A 16,949-nucleotide genomic window follows, 5' to 3' on the forward strand; every position below is an offset into this window, starting at 1 on the left:
GCCGAGCGGCCCGGCTCTCCGAGGGTGCCAACTGCCAGCTCTTCGCGTACCGGGTGCTGGAGCACTTCGGTCTCCGCGCACCGGCGCTGCGCTCCCGCGAGCTGTGGGCCGACACCCGGTCCGGTGTCCGGGTCACGACGGCCCGGCCGCTGGACCTCCTGCTGTTCAACGCCACCGACGACGCCTTCGGCGCCCATGTGGGCGTCTGCGCGGGCGAGGACGCGGTGCTCCACCTGTGCGCGGAGGTCGGCCGGCCGGCGGTGTGGCGGCCGGCCGACTTCGCGGCCCGGGAGCGCTACCGGGTCCTGGTCGGCATCAAGCGCATCACGGACGTGGTGGGCGCCGCGGACATCAGCTGAGGGTCAGCTCGTAGTGGACGAGCTCCTCGTCGGTACGGACCTGCACCAGGCCGGCGGCGAGCATCACCCGCTGGGAGGGCACGTTGTCGTGGGTGGTGTTGCCGCGGACGTGTCGGACGCCCAGGCTGCGGGCATGCTCCACGACCGCGCGGAGGGCCTCGGCGGCGTAGCCGTGGCCGCGGGCCGACTCGGCGAGTCCGTAGCCGATCTCGACGGCGCCCTCCGCGTCCGGCGGGCCGTGGAAGCCGATGCCGCCGATCGCGAGACCACCGGCCCGAAGGCGTATCTCGTACCCTCCGAAGGGATGCGGATCGCCCACGGCGGCGCAGGCCTTGAGGAACATCCGGGCCCCCGTCCGCTCACCTTCGGCGGGGTAGTCGGGGGCCCATGCGGTGTCGGGGCCGCGGTCGGCGGCGACGACCCGCTCGGCCTCGCCCGCGGTCAGCGGGTGCACGGCCAGACGGTCGGTCAGAAGATCGTTCATGCCCCGATCATCGCAGGCCGCCCCCGTGGTCCGGGGCGTTTCCCGGGCCACCGGTGGACGCGGTGATCGCGGCCTCGATGCCGGCGAGCGCCAGGTCGAGGCCGACCTCGAACTGCCGGTCCCGGGCCGCGGCGACCCCGCCGTCGACGTGCGAGGCGACCAGGTCCTCGTTCTCCAGGAACCGGGCGTCGACCTGGGCCACGATGCCGAAGACCCGCCGGTGGAAGTCGTCCTCGTCCATGCCGGAGGCGCGGACCCGCAGGACCCACTGGGACTCCACGATCGCGAAGCCGTAGGTGAACTGGAACAGCAGGCCGAGCGCGCCGGCCAGTTGGTCGCCGGGCAGGCCGCTGCGGGTCATCGCACCGATCGCACTGGTGGAGAAGAACAGCGCGTTGGGGCCCACCGCCAGGAACCGGCTGGCCAGTTGGGCGGCCCACGGATGACCCTGGAAGCAGCGGCGGTACTGGTGGGCCAGGGTGCGGAGGTGGCCGCGCCAGTCGTCGTCCGCACCGAACGGCGGGATCCGCAACTCCCCCAGTACGTCGTCGAGGGCCAACTCCAGCAGGTCGTCCTTGTTGTCGACGTGCCAGTACACCGACATCGCCGTGACCTCGAGCTCGGCGGCCAGCCGGCGCATCGAGAAGGCCTGCACACCGTCGGCGTCCAGCAGGGCGACGGCCGCGCGGACGATCCGGTCCCGGTTCAGGCCCGCGGGTGCGGTGCCCCGCCTGCGGTCCTTGGGCGGGGCCAGCCAGACGCTGACGCCGGGGTCGCGGGGCTTGTCGGGCATTCCTCTGTCCTTCGGTGATCGCTGCCGGCGATCGCTGCTCGTGATCGCTGCACGGTCGCGAGGGCGGCCGTGCAGCGATCGTAGAGCGGCCGTCAGCCGTGCTGCGCCACCGGCTCGGCCTGCGACGGGCCGGGCTGCCCGGGCTGCTGCGCGCCGGCCCGGCCGAGCAGCCAGGCCGCGACCAGCCCGCCGGCCAGTACCGCGGCCGCGCCGATCAGCTGACTGGAAGTCAGGCTGTCGGCGAAGGCCGCACCGACCCGGTCGGCACCGGACGGTCCGGCCGCGGCGAGTGCGTCCGGCAGCGACCGTGCGGCGGATCCCGGCAGCCCGGACGGCAGCGCCGACGCGAAGCCGGCGGTCAGCACCGCGCCGAGCACGGCGACGCCGAGCGAGTTGCCGAGCTCGCCGAGGGTGCCCATCAGTCCCGACCCGATGCCGGCCCGCTCCGGCGGGATCGAGGTCATCACCGCACCCGCCATGGCAGGTTGCGCGCAGGCCACGCCGGCCCCCATCAGGACGAGGCCGAGCAGGATCCCCGGGTAGGAGCCGTGGCGTCCGAGCACGGCGATCGCGGCGAGGCCGGCCGCGAGCAGGCCGAGCCCGGTGGCGATGGCGACCGGTGGCCGCAACCGCATGGTCAGCCGCATGCCGGTGCCGGTGAGGTTGAGGACGACCACGGTCAACGCCATCGGCGCGGTGCGCACACCGGCGGCGAGCGGGCCGTAGCCGAGGACGAACTGGAGGTGTTGGGTGAGCAGGAACAGCGAGCCGCCCATGCCGAAACTGACCAGCACGCCACCGGAGACCGCGCCGCGGAACCGCGGGTTGCGGAAGAACGCCGGGTCGAGCAGCGGGTGCTCGATGCGGCGCTCCCAGAGCGCGAAAGCCAGCAGCAGGAGCAGCCCGACGCCGCCTGCCAGCATGGTCCGCGGGGCCGTCCAGCCGCTGCCGGGGCCCTGGATCACCGCGTACACCAGGCCCACCAGGCCCGCGGTGGACAGGGCCGCGCCGAGCAGATCGGGGCGGTCGCCCCGCGGGTCCTTGGACTCGGGGACCAGTCGGGCCACCGCAACCAGCGCCAGCGCGGCGACGGGGAGGTTGACGAGGAACACCGACCCCCACCAGAAGTGCGCGAGCAGCACGCCGCCGACCACCGGGCCGAGTGCGACGCCGAGCGAGGCGACCGCCGTCCAGGCGGCGATCGCCTTCGGCTGCTCCTCGGCGTCGAAGGTCCGGACCACGATGGCGAGGCTGGTGGCGAGCAGCAGGCTGCCGCCGACGCCCATGCCGGCCCGTGCGGCGATGAGCCCGCCCGGCCCGGTGGCCAGCGCCGCGGCCAGCGAGCCCGCGCCGAACACGGCGAGTCCGAGCAGCTGCACCTTCTTGCGGCCGTAGCGGTCGGCGAGGCCGCCGGCCGCGATCAGCAGGCCGGCCTGGGCCAGCGAGTACGCGCCGATGACCCACTGGGTCTGCGCGGTGGTGGCGCCGAGCTCCTCGGTGAGCGAGGGGACGGCGACGTTGAGGATGGTGTTGTCCAGCACCACCGTGAGCTGTGCGAGACAGATGACGGCGAGGATCACCCATCGATCCGGCCTCCGCTCGACCTGTGACATGCCCGCCCCTGTTCTTTCCTGTACGGCGTACAATTTCTCGTACACCGTACAAGGGGGGCCAGAAGGGCACCATCGGTTTTCTGCCGCGGGACGACCGCGCCCGCCCCGGCGGCAGCCGGAGCGGGCAGGTGAGGCCGGAGCGGGCGGGGCAGGCGCGCGGCGGGTGAGGCCGGAGCGTGCGGGGCGAGCGTGCGGGCGGGCGGCTGATGTCAGGTCAGGGTGAGCCGGGCGCCGTCGAGGAAGTCCTCCAGCTCGGCCCGGTAGGGGGCGATGTCGATGCCCTGGTCGGCCAGCCAGGAGTCCGCGTGGTACTTGTCCAGGTAGCGGTCGCCCGGGTCGCAGATCAGCGTGACCACGCTGCCGCGCTCGCCCGCGGCGCGCATCTCGGCGACGATCCGCAGCGCGCTCCACAGACCGGTGCCGGTGGAGGCGCCGACCTTCCGTCCGAGGACGTGTTCCAGGACGCGGATCGCGGCGATCGAGGCGGCATCCGGGACTTTCATCATCCGGTCGACGGCACCCGGCACGAAGCTGGGCTCCATCCGCGGACGGCCGATGCCCTCGATCCGCGAACCGCTGGCGCAGACCGCCGCCGGGTCGTGCTCCACCCAGCCCTGGAAGAAGCAGGAGTTCTCCGGGTCGGCGACACAGATGCTGGTGTCGTACTGCATGTAGTGCACGTACCGGGCGATGGTGGCCGAGGTGCCGCCGGTGCCGGCGGTCGCCACGATCCAGGCGGGCTCCGGGTGCGGCTCCAGCCGCAGCTGCGCGAAGATCGACTCGGCGATGTTGTTGTTGCCCCGCCAGTCGGTGGCCCGCTCGGCGTAGGTGAACTGGTCCATGTAGTGCCCGCCGGTCTCCTCGGCCAGCCTGGCGGAGACCTCGTACACCTCGCACGGGTTGTCGACGAGGTGACATCGGCCGCCGTGGAACTCGATCAGATCGATCTTGGCCTGGCTGGTGGTCCTGGCCATCACCGCGACGAACGGGACGCCGATCAGCTTGGCGAAGTACGCCTCGGAGACGGCCGTGGAGCCGCTGGAGGCCTCGATGACGGGCTTGCCCGGTCTGATCCAGCCGTTGCACAGGCCGTAGAGGAAGAGCGACCGGGCGAGGCGGTGCTTGAGGCTGCCGGTGGGGTGGGTGGACTCGTCCTTGAGGTAGAGGTCGATGCCCCAGTCCTCGGGCAGCGGGAAGCGCAGCAGGTGCGTGTCGGCGGAGCGGTTCGCGTCCGCCTGGACCTTGCGGACGGCCTCCTTGAGCCAGTCGCGATAGGCGCGGTCACTGCGGTCCACGTCGACGGTGTGCAGGGCCATCGCTCTTCTCCCTTGTCCGGTCCGATCCCTTGTCCGGGTCCGGCCACCTCCACCGAGTGTAACAGTCGCCTACGATAAGTGACTGTTACGAAGCCTCCAGTGAACCCTTATCGGGCCCCGAACCGGTGTGCGGCCGGGGCCCGTGGGCCCACGCGCTGCCCGAACGGCGGTCAGTCCGCCGCGATCGCCCGGAGGACGTCGAGCCGCGCCGCCCGCCCGGCCGGACGGAGGCCCGCGACGGCGCCCGCCACCAGGCCGGCGATCAGCACCACGGCGAGCCGGCCGGCCGGCAGCGCGAACGAGCCGTCTCCCGCGCTGTCCGACGCGCGGACGAGCGCCCAGCCGAGGAAGGCGCCCAGCCCGAGTCCGCCCACCGTGCCGAACGCCGCCACCAGCACCGACTCCCAGCGCACCATCGACCGCAGCTGGCCGCGGGTCTGGCCCACCGCCCGCAGCAGACCGAGCTCACGGGTGCGCTCGTGGACCGCCAGGGTCAGCGTGTTGGCGATGCCGAGCAGTGCGATCAGCACCGCCAGGGCGAGCAGCGCGTACACCACGGACAGCATGATGTCGACGCCGCCGGCGGCGCTCGCCGCGTACTCGGCCCGGTCCTGGACCTGCGGGCTGCCGAAGCCGGCGGCCACCCGCTCGACCGCGGCCCGGCCCGCGGCGGGTGACACGCCGGGCTTCAGGGCGACCGCGACCAGGGTGTCGCTGTCCTGGCCCCGGTGCGGCGCCCAGGCCTGGCGGGTCATCAGGTAGTCGCCCGCCACACCGCCGCCCTCGTACAGCGCGCGAACGGTGAAACCGGCGGTGCCGTCGGCGAAGGTCACCGGGACGGTGCTGCCCAGATGCCACCCGCGGGCGGCGGCCTCGGTGCGGGACACCGCGAGGCCGTCGGTGCCGAGCGCCGCCAGCGAGCCGTCCACCCGGCCGAGCGCGACCACGCCGGCGAGGCGGGACGGGTCGGTGACGTCCAACTGCCGCCCGTGGCCGTCGATCCGGGCGACCCCCTTGCCGAGCCCCACGGCCTGCCGCACCTCGGGCAGCGCCCGGACGGCGTCGGCGAGCCCCGGGCTGACGCCGCTGCCGCCGGCGCCGAACGAGGGCGCCGTCACCGCCAGATCACCGGCGAAGGAGCGGTTGACCGTGTCGTCGAGGGTGGCCCGGATCGAGGCGCCGAAGACGGTGAACAGGGTGACCACCGCGACCCCCACCATCAGGGCGGTGGCCGTCGCCGCCGTCCGGCTCGGATTGCGGGCGGCGTTGCGCCGGGCCAGGACTCCGCCGACCCCGCGCAGCCGGGGCAGCGGCGCCCCGAGGACGCGGACCACCGGCACCGCGGCCACCGGCCCCAGCACCACCGTGCCGGCCAGCGCCGCGACCGCGCCGACGGCGGTGAGCAGCACCGAAGGGCCACCGGACCCGCCGCGGGTCGCGCCGACCGCTGCCAAGGGGACGCCGCCGACGAGCAGGACGGCACCCAGCACCGCCCGTACCCGGCCGCCGCGGCCGCTCGCCGCACCGTCCACCGCCGTCTCGCGCAGAGCGGCGAGCGGAGCCGTGCGGCCGGCCCGCACGGCGGGGACCAGCGCGGAGCCGAGGGTGACCAGGACCCCGACGGCGAGCGGCAGGGCGATCGATGCCGCCGCGACCACCATGCCGCCGGTCGGCAACGAGAAGCCGAGCGCCGCGAACAGCGCCTTCAGGCCGGCCGCAACGCCGACACCGCCGAGCAGACCGGCTGCCGAGGCCGCCACCGCGACCATCGCCGCCTCGGCCAGCGTGCCGAGCAGGACTTGCCGCCGACTGGCGCCCAGCGCCCGCAGCAGGGCGCTCTCCCGCGTCCGCTGCGCGACCACGATGGCGAAGGTGTTGTGGATGGTGAAGGTCGCCACCAGCAGCGCGATACCGGCGAACACCAGCAGCAGCGTGGTGAACATGGTCAGGAAGCGCCCGGAGACGTCCGCCGTCGATTCGGCCGTGGCCGCCCGACCGGTGAGCGCCTGCACACCCGACGGCAACTGAGGGACGATCCGGTCGACCAGCTGAGCCTGGCTCAGGGAGTCGGACCGCACCCGGATCGCGGACGCCTGACCATGGCCCTTCGGGGTGAGGTGGCGTTCGGCATCGGCCAGGGTCAGCCCGGTGAAGGTGGACGGACCCATGCCGTCGGCGTCCGCGCCGAAGGTCGCGATGCCGACCACGGTGATCCGCACCGGGTCGGGCGTGCGCAGCACGGTGGTGTCGCCGAGGTGGAGCCCGCCGGCCCTGGCCGCGCCACGGTTGATCACGGCCTCGCCGGGCGCGGCGGGCGCCCGGCCCTCCGACAGCCGGTACGGGTTGAGGACGGGGTCGGTGAGCCAGTTCCCTGCGAGGGTCGGCGGGCCCTGGCCGCCGACCGGCTTGCCGTCGTGACCGACCAGCTGCCCCGCGCCCTGGACGGACGCCTCGGTGGCGCTCACCCCCGGCACGGTGCGCAGCCGGTCGGCGAGCGCCGCTTCGACGGGCGCGCGGACGCCGCCGGGCACGCCCTGGGCGTCCAGCACGTCGGCGCTGCGGACCACGGCGCCCGTCCCGGCGTTGGCGTCGGCGAACAGGGTGTCGAAGTTGGCCCGCAGGGTGTCGCCGAGCACCATGGTGCCGGTCAGGAAGGCAACGCCGAGCAGGACGGCCAGTGCCGTGCCGAACAACCGGCGACGGTGGGCGCGGGCCGAACGGAGGCCGATGCGCAGGGTGGTGTTCATGCCCGGCCGCTCCCCTCGTCGGTGCCTGCAGTCAGCGGAGCGCGGGTGTCGCGGGTGTCGCGGGCTTCCATGTCGACGCGGGTGTCCACGTCGGCGCGGGTGTCGCGGGTGTCGAAGGCCTTCATCCGGTCGAGCACGCGATCCGCGGTGGGTTCGCGCATGCTGTCGACGAGACGCCCGTCGGCGAGGAACAGCACCTCGTCGGCATGAGCGGCCGCCGTCGGGTCATGGGTGACCATCACCACCGCCTGGCCCATGGTGTCCACGGCCCGCCGGAGCAGACCGAGGACTTCGGCACCGGAGCGGGAGTCGAGATTGCCGGTCGGCTCGTCCGCGAACACGACCTGGGGGCGCCCGGCCAGGGCCCGCGCGACGGCGACGCGCTGCTGCTGCCCGCCGGAGAGCTCCGCCGGGCGGTGCCGCAGCCGGTCGCCGAGCCCGACGACGTCGATCAGCGCGTCGATCCACGGGCCGTCGGGTGCGGCACCGGCGAGGTCGAGCGGCAGGGTGATGTTCTCCCGGACGGTGAGTGTCGGCACCAGGTTGAACGACTGGAACACGAAGCCGATCCGCTCGCGCCGAAGCTCCGTCAGTCTCCGGTCGTTCAGGCTGCCCAGCTCGGTGCCGCCGATGAAGGCACTGCCCGCGGTGAGCGTGTCCAGACCGGCGGCGCAGTGCATCAGCGTCGACTTGCCGGAGCCGGAAGGCCCCATGATCGCGGTGAACCTGCCGGCCGGGAACTCCACCGACACGTGGTCCAGCGCCCGCACCCGGGTCTCGCCGATGCCGTACACCTTCACGGCATCGGCCACCCGGGCGGCGGCGTGCAACTCCACGACGACGCTCACTTGCCACCGCCGGTCTGCGGCTGCCGGAGGTGCTCGGTCAGCACGGAACGGCGTGCCCGGTACTCCTCGACGTCGATCTCGCCGCGGGCGTACCGGTCACCGAGCGTGGCCAGCGGGCCCTGGCCGCCCTGACCCGGACCGCAGCCGTGGGACCACGGGCCGCGCCGCCACACCGTCCGGCGGAGGATCAGTACCACCAGGACCACCGCCGCCGCCCAGAACAGCGGGACGAGCAGGATCCAGGGCCCGGGCCAGTGCCCGTCCGCGTTCGCCAGCAGGGTGTCCATGACGTCCATCTCCTCGGTGTCGTCGGTGTCGCCCACTTCGCGACACTGAGAGCCTGCCGCCGGAGCACGCCCCTGCGCGTCGTCCGGCCAGCGGCATCGGCCCTACTCCCGGCGGAGTACGAGGAGGCCGCCGGGGTCAGCCAGGGGTGGGGTTCGGGCCTGGGTCGGGGGCCGGGCCGAGGTCGGGGGCTGGGCCGGCCTGGACGTGGTCGAAGACGCGGCGCAGCAGCGCGGTGAGCTGGTCGCGCTCGGCGTCGTCGAGCGGGGCGAGGAGATCGTCCTGGACGGCCTCGGCGTCCGACCGGAGTGCGGCCAACGCGGTACGGCCCTCCGGGGTGACGGTGACCCGGACGCGGCGGCGGTCGGCCGGATCGCGGGTGCGCCCGACCCATCCGGCGGCGGCGAGTTCGTCGACCACCTTGGCGATGTCGCTCGGGTCCACCGACAACCGGGTGGCCAGGGCCCGCTGCACGTGGGGGCCGAAGTCGGTGAGCGCTGCGAGGACGGCCATGTGCCACAGCCGGAGCCCCCGGGCCGCGAGGCGCTCGGTCAGGCGCCCGCGGGCCGCCTTGCCCGTCCGGGAGAGCAGATAGGTGGTCAGGCAAACCAGGCTGGGCGGGGCGGCTTCGGGGGATTCCATACCCGGAAGTGTAGGTGCGTATTGTCGGTCCGGACCTATAGTGGGTGCACACCCACTAATTTGGAGGATGCCGCCGTGGACGCCCTTCACCCCCGCCTGCTCGTCAGCAGATTCGCCGAGACCTTCCGCTTCTACGAGGCCGTCCTCCCGGAGTTGACGGGTGCCCAGCTGATGAAGGGCGATGCCGACGGCCCGTACGCCCACTGGGACGTCGACGGACAGGGCGTGCTTGCCCTGTTCGATCGCGCCGCGATGGCCGGTGCGCTCGGCCCGGATGTCATGGGCCCCGACGCCGTCGGCTCCGGCCTCAGGGCAGGCGACGAGGACGGAGGTCAAGGCGACGGCAGGGGCGTGATGTTCGTCTGCCGGGTCGACGACGTGGAGGTCGGCCATGCGCTCTGCCTGCGCCACGGCGCCATCTCCGTGGCTGCGCCGACCGATCGTCCGGCGTGGGGGCCTGCGCTGCGTACCGCGCACCTGCGCGATCCGGAGGGCACGCTGATCGAGCTCCAGTCCTACTGACGGCACCCTGACGCCCCGTCGGCAACCGACCGTCAACCGGCCGGGCGGGCCCGGGCGGGTGCCGCGCGCAGGGCATCCGACCGCCTCCGTCGGTAGGACGCACGCCTGCCCTGCGGCCGCCGGACCGGACGGCCCCGCGGGCCGCCCCTGGCCCGCCGGACGGGGCCGCCCAGCAGGCCCGGAGCGGCCCGGAGGCAGGGGTGCGGAATCGGGCGGGATCAGGCATGGGATCGGGCGCCGGTGGGGGCCCGGTGGGAGCGGCCCGTGGCCCACCGGGGCCCGCGCGGAGACGGGGCGCGGGCCCGGGGACGGCAGGTTCGTCAGCGGGCACTGGTCTGCCGGGCAACGGACGGACGGGCAGCGGCCTGGCGGGGAACAGGTGCAGGGGCAACAGGTGGGCGGCCCTGGCCAGGACCGTCGAGGCGAGCAGGAGAAGAACGAGGGTGGCACCGAGAGCCGCGCAGCGGCGGATGATTCGCATGACGAGAAGTCAACTCCGCCCGGCGCACAACGCCCATACCCCCAGCACCCGTCTTCGAGGTGGTGCTTCCTCCACCTGCTGCAGGCCCCCGCACCCCCGAGCCCCCGCGCCCCCGAGCCCCGGACCTCGAGCCCCGGACCCCGTGAGTCGGACCCCGTGAGTCGGGGCACCTCCGCCCGGCTCTGCGCTCAGCCCAGCCAGCCGGGCCTGACCAATCCCGACTCGTAGGCCAGGACGACCAGTTGGGCCCGGTCGCGGGCCCCGAGCTTGATCATGGCCCGGCTGACATGGGTCTTGGCGGTGAGCGGGCTGACCACCAGGCGTCGCGCGATGTCCTCGTTCGAGAGGCCGAGCCCGACCAGCGCCAGCACCTCCCGTTCCCGCTCGGTGAGGACGTCCAGGCCTCCCGGCTGCGGCGCCTTGGAGCGGGCCGCGAACTCGCCGATCAGCCGCCGGGTCACGCCCGGCGAGAGCAGGGCGTCCCCGGCCGCCGCCACCCGGACGGCCCGGAGGAGTTCGGCCGGTTCGGTGTCCTTCACCAGGAAGCCCGCGGCGCCGCCGCGCAGCGCCTCGAAGACGTACTCGTCGAGCTCGAAGGTGGTCAGGACGACCACACGAAGGCCCGCCAGGGACGGGTCCGCGCCGATCCGGCGGGTGGCCTCCAGACCGTCCAGCCGGGGCATCCGGATGTCCATCAGGACGACGTCGGGGCGCAGTTCGACGGCGAGCGCGACAGCCTGCTCACCGTCGTCGGCCTCACCCACCACCTCGATGTCGGGCTGGGCGTCGAGCAGCGCCCGGAAGCCGGCCCGGACGAGAGCCTGGTCGTCCGCCAGCAGCACCCTGATCATCGCTCGCTCCTCAGCACTCTGCCCCCACGGCCCTCTCCCCCGTCGGCAGCGCTCTCCCCCGTACGCGCGGCACGGAGCGCAACGGGCGCAGCCTCGCCCTTCGCCCCACCGACCGCGCGCGCCGACACGCTCACCGGGCGGCCCCGCTCCCGCCCAGCGGCAGCCGGGCCCGCACCCGGAAACCGCCCTCCCCGTCGGGCCCGGCCGCCAGTGTGCCGCCGACCGCCGCCACCCGCTCCCGCATCCCGAGCAGACCCGCGCCGGAGCCGACGGGCCCACCGCCCCCTCGGCCCCGGCGTCCGGACCGCCGCTCGCCGTCCCGTCGTGTCCCCCGACCACCGGTCCACCCGGAGCCGCCCGGCCGGCCGGACCCGGGTCGTCCACCGTCACCGTCAGGGCGTCGGCCGTCCACTCCAGCACCACCTCCGCGCGGCGCGCCGCCGAGTGGCGGATCACGTTGGTCAGCGCCTCCTGGACGATCCGGAACGCCGTCAGGTCGAGGACCGGGGCGGGGGCCCGTGCCGTCCCGGTCGACCGTACGGAGACCGCGAGACCGGCCTGTCCGGCCTGCGCCGCCAGTTCGTCCAGCCGGGCGAGGCCGGGTGCGGGGCTGAGCGGGGCCGCCGCGTCCGGACCGCGCAGGGTGCCGAGCACCTGCCTGACCTCGCCGAGCGCCTCCTTGCTGGCCGCCTTGATCGTGGTCAGCGCCGTCCGGGCCTGCTCGGGGCGGGAGTCCAGCAGTTCCAGCCCGACACCGGCCTGGACGTGGATCAGCGAGATGCTGTGGGCCAGGATGTCGTGCAGTTCGCGTGCCATCCGCAGCCGCTCCTCGTCCACCCGGCGGCGCTGGGCCTGGGCGGCGGCGGCCCTGACCGCGTCGATCCGCTCGCGGCGGAACCGCAGGATCTCGGCGGCCGCCATCACCAGCAGCAGCCAGGCGGCGATGCCGAGCTCCTGCCAGCCGTTCTGCTGATGCCCCGACCCGCGCAGCCAGGACTGCGGCATGACGTAGGAGATCAGCAGGTGGGCGGCGTAGAAGGAGCCCGCGCACGCCCAGGCGACCCGGCGGTGGCCCAGCTGGACGGCGACACAGACCGCCACCACCAGGCTGAGGAAGGCCGGTCCGTACGGGTAGCCGGCGAACAGGTAGGCCGCGGTGACGGCCGTCGTGCCCACCGCCACCGCCACCGGGCGGCGGCGGCGCAGCACCAGCAGGGCGGGGCCGAGCAGGAGCAGCAGGTAGCCGAAGGCGTCGAGCGGGACGCGCCCGCCCTGGTGACGGGAGGCCGCCGTGGTGCCGGCCACCTGGACGGCCGCGACCAGCACCGAGGACGCCACCGGCCAGTCCGCCTTGGCCGCGCGGACCCAGGGGGCTGCCACGGGGCCTGCCCGGACGGGCGTTCTTCGGTCATGCCGGGAAGGCTAACGGCCGGACCTGCACCGGGGCGTCAGCCTGCCGGGGTGGGCGCGCCTACTCCCCGGGAGTACGCGGGCCCGGGCCACCACCGCGCGGCCCGGTCCCGCTCCCCGTTCAGCATGCCCCGCCGGCTCGGGGTCGCGGCTCAGGACGACGGCTCAGGAGGACGGCTCAGGAGGACGGGTCGGGGTTACGGGTCGGGTTACGGCGAGGGATCCGCACCGCTGCGCCGCTCACCCGGATCAGCCGGTCGGCGGGGTCGATGCGGACCCGCAGGGTGCCGGGGCGTCCGAGGTCCTCGCCCTGGTGCAGGGTGAGTTCGGCGTCCCGCACGCCGTCGATCTCGCGCAGGTAGGCGCCGAAGGCGGCGGCCGCGGCGCCGGTGGCCGGATCCTCGACGACGCCGCCGACCGGGAACGGGTCGCGGACGTGGAAGACGTCCGGCGCCGTGCGGTGCACGAGCTGCAGGGTGGTGAGGTCGAGACCGGTCATGAAGCGGGTGAGCCGGTCGAAGTCGTAGGCGAGGTCGGCGAGGCGCTCGCGGGTCGCGGTGGCGAGCACCAGGTGGCGGGCGCCCGCGAAGGCGATCCGCGGCGGCAGGGCCTGGTCCAGATCGGTACGGCTCCAGCCGAGGGCGTCCAGTGCCTCGGTGACATCGGCGTCGGCGACCGGTTCGACCGACGGCTCGACGCTGGTGAGGGTCGCCGACAGCACACCGTCCCCTCCGGCGACGACCTCTACCGGGACGGTGCCCGCCTTCGTCTCGAAGCGGAGCCCACCGGGGCCGAGCCGCTCGCCGAGCGCGACCGCCGAGGCGATGGTGGCGTGGCCGCAGAACGGGACCTCGGCGAGCGGGCTGAAGTACCGGACCGCATAGGCACGGTCCCCGATCGGGCGGAGGAAGGCGGTCTCCGAGTATCCGAGCCGGGCCGCGATGGCGAGCTGCTCGGCGTCGTCCAGGCCCGCCGCGTCGGGAACCACGCCGGCCGGGTTGCCGCCCGCCGGGTCAGCGGTGAAGGCGGCGTAGCGCAGGATCTCGGTGCCGGGTGCAAGGGTCATGATCGGCTGAACGCGCCGCATCGGCAGCGGATTCCCGGGCCCGTCGGGTCCGGCGCCGCGACCTCCGTTCGGGCGCACGGCGTCCGTAACACCGTCGCCCGTCCGGTCACGGATCGGAAACGTTCGTTCGCCATTCGGCCATCGGAACGAGACCCGCCTGCAAAACCTTTGTCATGACAGGCCGTCATCCTTGTGGACAGAGGAAATCCCACGAAAGGAACTCAGAATGAGCGACTACTCCGTGCTCGTCGCAGCCCTCGTCGAGCTCACCGGCGAGCGTGACCGTGACCGTGGCATCGGCGCCCCGGTGCAGCTGCGCGGCCACGAGGCCGACCGCCTCGCCAGCCTCGCCCGCAGCGGTGAGCCGCCCACCGATCGAACGGCCCCGCTGCTGCGGCTGCTGCGCCGCCGCACCGTGGGCCGCCTGAGCTACTCCGCGTGACCCGAGCACTTCCGCGTGACCCGAGCGATTCCGCGTGACCCGAGCGATTCAGAGCAGACCGAGCGCTTCCGCGTGACCCCGACGTCCGGCGGGGCCCGGACCGGAGCCCGGGCCCCCGTCAGCAGGGGCGCCCGGGCTCCGACGCGTCGGCGGGGCGGCGGGCGTCCACCTCGATCTCGATCTTCATTCGGGGATCGGCGAGGCCGCAGACCATCATCGTCGCGGCCGGGCGGACATCGCCGAAGCGAGCCCGGAGGACGGGCCAGCACGGTTCGAAGTCCGCGCGGTCGGGCAGCAGGTAGCGCACCCGGACGACATCGGCGAAGGTGCAGCCGGCCTCCGCCAGTGCGGCGCCAATGGTGCGCAGGCACTGCTCGGCCTGATCGACGACGTCGTCGGAGATCGCCATCGTGGCGTAGTCGAACCCGGTGGTGCCGGACACGTGCACCCGGTCGCCGTCGACGACGGCGCGCGCGTAGCCGATCCGCTCCTCGAACACCGAACCGCCGAGGATCGCCCGCCGCACGGGCGACGCGGCACCGGGGGCGGGCACAGCAACAGCCGCGGCCGTCGCGGCAGCAGGGCGGTTGATGCCGTGAACGGGCGACTGGCCCTCGGGGGACGGCAGGTACTGGGTCATGCCGCGACGGTAGGCAGCGGTCGCCGATACGTCCAATAGCGCGGAGCCGCAGCCGTGATATCCCTGGCCGTATGAAGGGCTCGGACGTCACGGGGAACATCACCGGCTCCGGCGGCACGGACCGCCCCGAACTCGCGCTGCACCAGCTGCACGCCTTCGCCGTGCTCGCGGAGGAGCTCCACTTCGGGCACGCCGCCGACCGGCTGGGGATCGCCCAGCCGCCGCTGAGCCAGCAGATCCGACGGCTCGAAGCGAGAGTCGGCCACCCGCTGTTCGTCCGCGGGCCCGGCCGGATCTCGCTCACCCCCGCGGGCCGCGAGCTGCTGCCCGCGGCCCGCCGCGCGCTCGGTGAGATCGCCGACGGACTGGCGGCGGCACGCCGGGTCGGCGACGGGCTCGCGGGCCGGCTGCGGATCGGTTTCGCCGCCTCGCTGGCGCCGACCCTGCTGCCCGGCCTGCTGACCGCGTTCCGCGCCCGGTACCCGGCCGTGGACCTGGACATCCGGGAGATGACCACGGCCCCGCAGGTCTCCGCGCTGCACGAACGGGCCCTCGACGTCGGCCTCCTGCGCGAGCCGCCGGTGGAGCCCGGCCTGGCCGTGGAGCCCCTGCTCAGCGAGCGGTTCGTGGCCGTGCTGCCGGCAGGCCATCCGCTGGCGGTCGGCCGCACCGTTCCGGTCGCCGCCCTGGCGGACCAGCCGTTCGTCCTGCTGCCCCGGGCGTGCGGGCCCACCGTCCACGACCGGATCCTCGGCGTCTGCCGCGCGGCCGGGTTCGAGCCGCGGGTCGTCCAGCGTGCGGTGGAGTGGCAGACGGTGGCCGCCCTGGTCGCGGCGGGCCTCGGGGTGTCGCTGGCCCCGGCCGGTGTGCGCGCCGTCCGGCTGCGGGGGTCGCCTACCGCCGGATCACCCCGGACACCGCCCGCTCCACGGTCGCCATGGCCTGGCGCACGGACGACGGGAGCCCGCTCGTCGGGCACTTCCTGGCCACCGCCCGCAGCCTGCACTGGGACCGGACGGCGACCCCGTAGCGCCCCCGCAGACCCCGTAGCGACCCCGTAGCGACCCCGCGGACCCCGTAGCGACCCCGCAGCCCCCGTACCCCCACGGCAGGAAGCCGCGCAGGCATGCCCCGGGGGCCGGACGGCAGCGGACCTACGTCGGCCTGCCCTCGGCGAGCCGGCCGGTGGGCACCAGCTGCGGGTCCTGCAGGTAGGGCTCCCAGGCGAGTTCCGCCGCGCCGACCAGCCCCGCGTGGTCGACCTGGGCGGGCACGATCGGCACCCGCCCGCTGCGCCCCCACAGGCAGCGGTCGGCGACCACGGCGGCCAGCCGCTCGGGGGCGGCGGCGAGCAGGTCGAGGTGGAGGCCGCTGAGCACGATGCGGTCCGGGTTGAGGATGTTGACCAGCCCGGCGAGGCCGAGGCCGAGCCGGTCCACGACGTGCTCGACGGCCCGTTCGGCCACCCGGTCGGTGGCGGCGGAGCGGGCGAGCAGGCGGGCCTGGCCGAGCAGCGGGCCGGCCGGGTCGGGGATGCGCTCGGCGGCGATGAACAGGGCCTCCGGGTCGGTCTCGGAGTTCAGGCAGCCGCGGTTGCCACAGGGACAGGGCCGGCCGAGCGGGTCGACCGTCAGATGGCCGACCTCCAGGGCGAGTCCGGAACTGCCGGTGTGCAGATGCCCGTCGATGACGAGCGCGCCACCGACTCCGCGGTGCCCCGAGGTGACGAGCAGCAGGTGGCGGGCGCCGCGGCCGGCGCCGTGCCGGTGCTCGGCGAGGGCGGCGAGGTTGGCGTCGTTGGCGACGGCGGCGGGCACGGGCGTCCGGGCCCGGGGGCCGAAGTCGGCGCGCCGGACCTCCTGGTCGAAGAGGTCCGCGACGGGCGTGCCGCTGGGCCAGGCGAAGTGGAGCGCGGCGAGGGCGGTGCCGTCCGGTTCGGTCACCGGGTTGGGCAGGGCGAGCGCCATGCCGAGGCACCGCCGGGTGGAGGCGCGGGCGAGAGCCGCACCCGCCTCGGCGACGGCGCGCAGCATCCGGACGGGGTCGGTGGCGTCCGGCAGCGGGAGGTAGCGGGGTGTCTCCAGTCGGCCGCCGAGCCCGGCCAGGGCCACGCTCAGGCCGTCTGCGTGGATCTGCGCGGCGACGACCACCGGCCCGGCCGGGTCGATCGCGAGCCGGTGGGACGGCCGGCCGCGGCCGCCGCCCGCCGGCCGGGAGTCGACGGTGATCAGCCCGAGGGCCTCGAGTTCGCCGGTGACGGCACCGGCGGTGGCCCGGGTGACGTCGAGGGCGCTGGTGAGCGCGGACCGGGTGGGCGCCAGGCCGGTGTGGACGAGGGCCAGCGCCGGTCCGAGCAGGGTGCGGCCGCGGTCGGGCGCGCTGCGTCGCGGCTCGGCCGGGTTCCGGGCACCGGACGGGAACTGCGCACTTGTGGGTGAGGTGGGCACTCC

At 74.7% G+C, this 16,949-nt stretch carries 16 protein-coding genes and 1 pseudogene; 4 read left to right on the forward strand and 13 right to left on the reverse strand.

Annotation, left to right across the window (positions count from 1 at the left end; genetic code table 11):
• Window positions 1-53: 53 nt before the first annotated feature.
• Window positions 54-359 carry a hydrolase gene (locus ABEB13_RS09885; RefSeq protein WP_345705190.1) on the forward strand — a complete coding sequence of 102 codons (306 nt, stop codon included), beginning with the start codon at window positions 54-56 and terminating at the stop codon, window positions 357-359.
• Here ABEB13_RS09885 and ABEB13_RS09890 read toward each other — a convergent pair.
• The 8 genes from ABEB13_RS09890 to ABEB13_RS09925 form a co-directional block, all read right to left on the reverse strand.
• Window positions 352-843, reverse strand: coding sequence for a GNAT family N-acetyltransferase (locus tag ABEB13_RS09890; protein ID WP_345705191.1), 492 nt, complete (start codon window positions 841-843; stop codon window positions 352-354). The genes ABEB13_RS09885 and ABEB13_RS09890 overlap by 8 nt on opposite strands.
• A gap of 7 nt (window positions 844-850) precedes the next feature.
• Window positions 851-1,636 carry a TetR/AcrR family transcriptional regulator gene (locus tag ABEB13_RS09895; RefSeq protein WP_345705192.1) on the reverse strand — a complete coding sequence of 262 codons (786 nt, stop codon included), beginning with the start codon at window positions 1,634-1,636 and terminating at the stop codon, window positions 851-853.
• 92 nt (window positions 1,637-1,728) lie between these two features.
• The gene (locus tag ABEB13_RS09900; RefSeq protein WP_345705193.1) at window positions 1,729-3,249 is read right to left on the reverse strand and encodes an MFS transporter; all 1,521 of its coding nucleotides are present in this window, start codon (window positions 3,247-3,249) and stop codon (window positions 1,729-1,731) included.
• Between the two features lie 209 nt (window positions 3,250-3,458).
• Window positions 3,459-4,565, reverse strand: a complete 1,107-nt coding sequence (locus ABEB13_RS09905) for a PLP-dependent cysteine synthase family protein (RefSeq protein ID WP_345705194.1) — start codon at window positions 4,563-4,565, stop codon at window positions 3,459-3,461.
• 170 nt (window positions 4,566-4,735) lie between these two features.
• Window positions 4,736-7,312 (reverse strand): ABC transporter permease, encoded by a 2,577-nt coding sequence (locus ABEB13_RS09910; protein ID WP_345705195.1) that lies wholly within the window; start codon window positions 7,310-7,312, stop codon window positions 4,736-4,738.
• Entirely contained in the window at window positions 7,309-8,160 is an 852-nt protein-coding gene (locus ABEB13_RS09915) for an ABC transporter ATP-binding protein (RefSeq protein WP_345705196.1), read from the reverse strand. The genes ABEB13_RS09910 and ABEB13_RS09915 overlap by 4 nt, the downstream gene beginning before the upstream one ends.
• Window positions 8,157-8,483, reverse strand: a complete 327-nt coding sequence (locus ABEB13_RS09920) for an SHOCT domain-containing protein (protein WP_380231250.1) — start codon at window positions 8,481-8,483, stop codon at window positions 8,157-8,159. Before ABEB13_RS09920 ends, ABEB13_RS09915 begins: the two co-directional genes overlap by 4 nt.
• Window positions 8,484-8,583: 100 nt before the next feature.
• On the reverse strand, window positions 8,584-9,087 hold the full coding sequence (locus ABEB13_RS09925; protein ID WP_345705197.1) for a MarR family winged helix-turn-helix transcriptional regulator: 504 nt from the start codon (window positions 9,085-9,087) through the stop codon (window positions 8,584-8,586).
• Between the two features lie 75 nt (window positions 9,088-9,162).
• On the opposite strand from ABEB13_RS09925, the gene ABEB13_RS09930 reads away from it, so the two are divergent.
• Window positions 9,163-9,609, forward strand: coding sequence for a VOC family protein (locus ABEB13_RS09930; RefSeq protein WP_345705198.1), 447 nt, complete (start codon window positions 9,163-9,165; stop codon window positions 9,607-9,609).
• 669 nt (window positions 9,610-10,278) lie between these two features.
• On the opposite strand, the gene ABEB13_RS09935 is transcribed toward ABEB13_RS09930, so the two are convergent.
• The 3 genes and pseudogenes from ABEB13_RS09935 to ABEB13_RS09945 all read right to left on the reverse strand — a co-directional run bounded on the left by ABEB13_RS09935 (window position 10,279) and on the right by ABEB13_RS09945 (window position 13,417).
• Complete coding sequence (locus tag ABEB13_RS09935) at window positions 10,279-10,941, reverse strand: response regulator (RefSeq protein WP_100891155.1); 663 nt, start codon at window positions 10,939-10,941, stop codon at window positions 10,279-10,281.
• Window positions 10,942-11,628: 687 nt separating this feature from the next.
• Window positions 11,629-11,946: pseudogene (locus tag ABEB13_RS09940) on the reverse strand (histidine kinase); the annotation flags it as partial.
• A 583-nt stretch (window positions 11,947-12,529) separates the two neighbouring features.
• Complete coding sequence (locus ABEB13_RS09945; RefSeq protein ID WP_345705199.1) at window positions 12,530-13,417, reverse strand: PhzF family phenazine biosynthesis protein; 888 nt, start codon at window positions 13,415-13,417, stop codon at window positions 12,530-12,532.
• A 226-nt stretch (window positions 13,418-13,643) separates the two neighbouring features.
• Between ABEB13_RS09945 and ABEB13_RS09950 the strand changes: the two genes are divergently transcribed.
• Window positions 13,644-13,859, forward strand: a complete 216-nt coding sequence (locus ABEB13_RS09950) for a hypothetical protein (RefSeq protein WP_345705200.1) — start codon at window positions 13,644-13,646, stop codon at window positions 13,857-13,859.
• Window positions 13,860-13,977: 118 nt separating this feature from the next.
• Here the strand turns inward: ABEB13_RS09950 and ABEB13_RS09955 are convergent, their stop codons facing one another.
• On the reverse strand, window positions 13,978-14,499 hold the full coding sequence (locus ABEB13_RS09955) for a RidA family protein (RefSeq protein ID WP_345705201.1): 522 nt from the start codon (window positions 14,497-14,499) through the stop codon (window positions 13,978-13,980).
• A 71-nt stretch (window positions 14,500-14,570) separates the two neighbouring features.
• On the opposite strand from ABEB13_RS09955, the gene ABEB13_RS09960 reads away from it, so the two are divergent.
• Window positions 14,571-15,560: a LysR family transcriptional regulator gene (locus ABEB13_RS09960; RefSeq protein WP_345705202.1), complete on the forward strand. Its 990-nt coding sequence runs from the start codon at window positions 14,571-14,573 to the stop codon at window positions 15,558-15,560.
• A 93-nt stretch (window positions 15,561-15,653) separates the two neighbouring features.
• Here the strand turns inward: ABEB13_RS09960 and ABEB13_RS09965 are convergent, their stop codons facing one another.
• Window positions 15,654-16,946 carry an ROK family protein gene (locus tag ABEB13_RS09965; protein WP_380231245.1) on the reverse strand — a complete coding sequence of 431 codons (1,293 nt, stop codon included), beginning with the start codon at window positions 16,944-16,946 and terminating at the stop codon, window positions 15,654-15,656.
• Between the last annotated feature and the right edge of the window lie 3 nt (window positions 16,947-16,949).

Source organism: Kitasatospora paranensis (assembly GCF_039544005.1).
In the GTDB taxonomy this organism is placed as follows: domain Bacteria; phylum Actinomycetota; class Actinomycetes; order Streptomycetales; family Streptomycetaceae; genus Kitasatospora; species Kitasatospora paranensis.

Coding starts and splice junctions, on each gene's coding strand:
- ABEB13_RS09900 (WP_345705193.1), bottom strand. CDS start 3,249: ATGTCACAGGTCGAGCGGAGGCCGGATCGATGGGTGATCCTCGCCGTC.
- ABEB13_RS09895 (WP_345705192.1), bottom strand. CDS start 1,636: ATGCCCGACAAGCCCCGCGACCCCGGCGTCAGCGTCTGGCTGGCCCCG.
- ABEB13_RS09960 (WP_345705202.1), top strand. CDS start 14,571: ATGAAGGGCTCGGACGTCACGGGGAACATCACCGGCTCCGGCGGCACG.
- ABEB13_RS09890 (WP_345705191.1), bottom strand. CDS start 843: ATGAACGATCTTCTGACCGACCGTCTGGCCGTGCACCCGCTGACCGCG.
- ABEB13_RS09905 (WP_345705194.1), bottom strand. CDS start 4,565: ATGGCCCTGCACACCGTCGACGTGGACCGCAGTGACCGCGCCTATCGC.
- ABEB13_RS09950 (WP_345705200.1), top strand. CDS start 13,644: ATGAGCGACTACTCCGTGCTCGTCGCAGCCCTCGTCGAGCTCACCGGC.
- ABEB13_RS09910 (WP_345705195.1), bottom strand. CDS start 7,312: ATGAACACCACCCTGCGCATCGGCCTCCGTTCGGCCCGCGCCCACCGT.
- ABEB13_RS09955 (WP_345705201.1), bottom strand. CDS start 14,499: ATGACCCAGTACCTGCCGTCCCCCGAGGGCCAGTCGCCCGTTCACGGC.
- ABEB13_RS09945 (WP_345705199.1), bottom strand. CDS start 13,417: ATGACCCTTGCACCCGGCACCGAGATCCTGCGCTACGCCGCCTTCACC.
- ABEB13_RS09935 (WP_100891155.1), bottom strand. CDS start 10,941: ATGATCAGGGTGCTGCTGGCGGACGACCAGGCTCTCGTCCGGGCCGGC.
- ABEB13_RS09925 (WP_345705197.1), bottom strand. CDS start 9,087: ATGGAATCCCCCGAAGCCGCCCCGCCCAGCCTGGTTTGCCTGACCACC.